Source organism: Okeania sp. (assembly GCF_983059655.1).
The window spans coordinates 1-3259 of the sequence record NZ_CEZPJD010000862.1; the positions used below are offsets into that span (position 1 = coordinate 1).

At 29.9% G+C, this 3259-nt stretch carries 1 protein-coding gene; it reads right to left on the reverse strand.

Annotation, left to right across the window (positions count from 1 at the left end):
- Window positions 1-402: 402 nt before the first annotated feature.
- Window positions 403-3259: DEAD/DEAH box helicase (locus AC3DU7_RS29445; protein ID WP_488042795.1), on the reverse strand; the 2857-nt coding region annotated here is incomplete at its 5' end.

The window sequence follows — 3259 nt, forward strand, 5'->3', positions numbered from 1 at the left end:
CATAAAAAACACCTCAAATTCTCATTTTGTGAAGCGCATAACTTCCGCATCAAATATTTCCATAATTCCTTCTCCATAGAAAACACCTCAAATTCTCATTTTGTGAAGCGCATAACTTCCGCATCAAATATTTCCATAATTCCTTCTCCATAGAAAACACCTCAAATTCTCATTTTGTGAAGCGCATAACTTCCGCATCAAATCTTTCTATAAATTCCTTCTCCATAAAAAACACCTCAAATTCTCATTTTGTGAAGCGCATAACTTCCGCATCAAATCTTTCTATAAATTCCTCCTCAATAGAAAAACACCTCAAATTCTCATTTTCTCAAGCGCATAACTTCCGCATCAAATCTTTCTATAAATTCCTCCTTAACAGAAAAATACCTCATAAAAGTCTTATCAAATAAATTTACCAGACTCAAGTCGAGAGCAAACTTTACTACTATCAATATATTCAATTAAATCTTTAAACTGATTAGGAATATTACGAGGAGTCTTTCCTTCATAAGCCATATTATCATTGCCTACAATAATTAATAACTGTCTAGCACGAGATAAAGCCACATTTAATCTGCGATAGTCGGAAGTAAAGCCTAATATTTTCTCAGAATTACTCCTAACTAAATCATAAATAATAATATCCTTTTCTCCACCTTGAAAAGCATCAACTGTATGAATAACAATATCTATATTTTTCCACAACTGCTTATTATTAGGAGCAATAGTCGATTCCAAGATACCAATTTGTGAACGATAAGCAGAAATAACACCGACCTCTTTTGATAAATTATTCAACTCACAATTTTCTTGAATTTTTACCAAAACTCCCCTAATAACTTTAGCCTCATAAGCATTACTAAAACTTTTTCCTATTCGTTTTTCTTGAGATTTTTCTTTTGAAACATCGCTAGTAGATATCCAATAAATACTGATCTTAAATTCTGTCAAACCATGTTGTTTTTTCTCAAGATTAACAAATTGGCTTTTCACCTTACTTTCGTAGAATAATTCGCTGACTAAGTTACCAATATCTGGGTGCATTCTATATTGATTAGTTAGAGTTATCTTATTATTATCTGGCAATTTTTCATAAAGATACTCAAACAAACTTATCTCCAGAATTTTCTTTTCAATCTGTTGTTCATTCCACGCTTTTTCCTGAACTTCTCTATCAATAATTGGCGGTAACTGTTGATGGTCTCCCACTAAAATAATTTTCTTACCTTTCGACATTGGCACAAAACTTTCCGGTGCAGTCGAGCGAGCAGCTTCATCAATTATTACCCAGTCAAAATTACGATCTTTAAATCTTGCTACTCCTAAACAAGTTGCCCCTACAACATTTATTTCATCTAGAAATATAGACATCAAATCTTGTTGTTTTCTCTGCAATTTTTCATTCCATTCTTTATTTAACTTCTGTAAATTGATGAAATTCTGATAATTTTCTTGATTATCACCCAGGAGATTTTCCAAGATTTTTGACTCTTGATTAATCCAAATTGAAAGTTGTTTTTGCTCTGGATATTCTATGCCAAACTTATCACTATATTTTTCTATAGATTCCAATATTTTTCGTTCCAACTCTAGCTTTTCATAAATTAGCTCTAAAGCAATATCAGAAAAATCTATAGATGCTAAATTTTCTGGTTCAATAACCAATTCAGAATTAAGTCTAGCAATTATTTTTGTTAATTTTGCAGCCAAACTTTTCAACTCTTGATTTTTATCTTTAATCTCTTCTAGTTCAGAAATCTTTTTCACCCCTGATAAAATTTGCTCATTTTTCTCCTGATATTCCTGCCAATAAGCAACAGATTTTTCACTAATAGATTTTTGCCAGTTAATAATAGCTTTCCCCACTTCAAACTGTTTAGCACTTTCTTCTATTTTTTCTTCTCTACCAATTCTAATACACTGAATTTCTTGACTTTCCACACCAGAAATTATTGTCAAAACATTATCTACTGCCACATTAGACTGAGAAGAAATCAAAATTTTATCATTAGGATATTGTTTGATAATTTGCCGAATAATTTCTGTAATCACAGAAGTTTTTCCAGTTCCTGGAGGTCCTTGAATTAAGAATATTTCCTCAGTAGCTAAAGCTTTACATACAGCTTTTTGTTGTGACTCATCTAGTTGTTGATTAAAAAATTGCCTAATTAATATAGGCTCAATTAACTTAACATTAGAAGGATTAACTATAACTTGACATAATTCTGGATTTTCTGAATCACCATATCTAATTTCTCTTAAAGCTTTACGTCTTTTTTCAATTTCAGATTCTTGGTCTTGTAAATTGGTTTCGATTTTTCCTGTATCTGATATAGACTGAATAATTTCATCAGGGCAAAAATCTCCTATACTGATATGTAGTTTTTCAATTAACTCTCCATTTCTAGATTTTTCCCCATCAATAATATCTCCAATAGGGAACTGCTTTGATTTTTTTCGACTAGAAGATGACTGTTTTGTGGTGGAAATAGTTACGGGTAATGGAGGAGATATAATTTTTTCTAAATCTTCAACAGAGATAGGTTTTCTTAAAGTTAAAATTACAATTTGTCTTTGCTGTTCATATAATTTTTGTTGATATTGAAAAGTGGATTTTTGCTCTTGAAGAATCTCTTTTTCAATATCAATTACAGATTGCCATTGTTCAAATGTTGCTGCTAATGCTTGATTATTTTCTATTTCATTTTTAACTTCTTCTTCTTTCTCCCAAATTTGATATATTAAATCAGTTAAATCACTTTTTCGTCTTAAATTAGAATCTATTTCAACGATTGGCTCAATTTTTATTTCTACTCCATTGTCAAGAATTCTTTCTTGTATTTGAGGATTAACAAAGGATTGTTCGTTATAAATAACAATGTAATTAGATTCATCTAACTCAATAAAACCTTGGTAAATTTTAGCTAAAGTTTCTATGAAAATTTCTACATTCAGCCGATTATCTTTTTCTTGCTTCCGATTCTTTTGAGTATGTTTTTTAATATATAAAACTCCTGAATTAGCTTTTAATTCTGATTCAATATATTTTTTTACTCTTAAACCTTGTCCTTGATAATTATTGCTTTTATCTACTTTTTCTCTAAGTCCAGGAGTTATCCTAAATACTATATTTTTTGTTTCAGATAATATTTCTAAAAAATTTGCAATAACCTTTCTCAAAACATCAAGTTTAGGGCGTTTTTTACGTTCTTTTTCTGTCGCCTCTTTAAAAGTTTCTATTAAATTTTGATAATTTTCA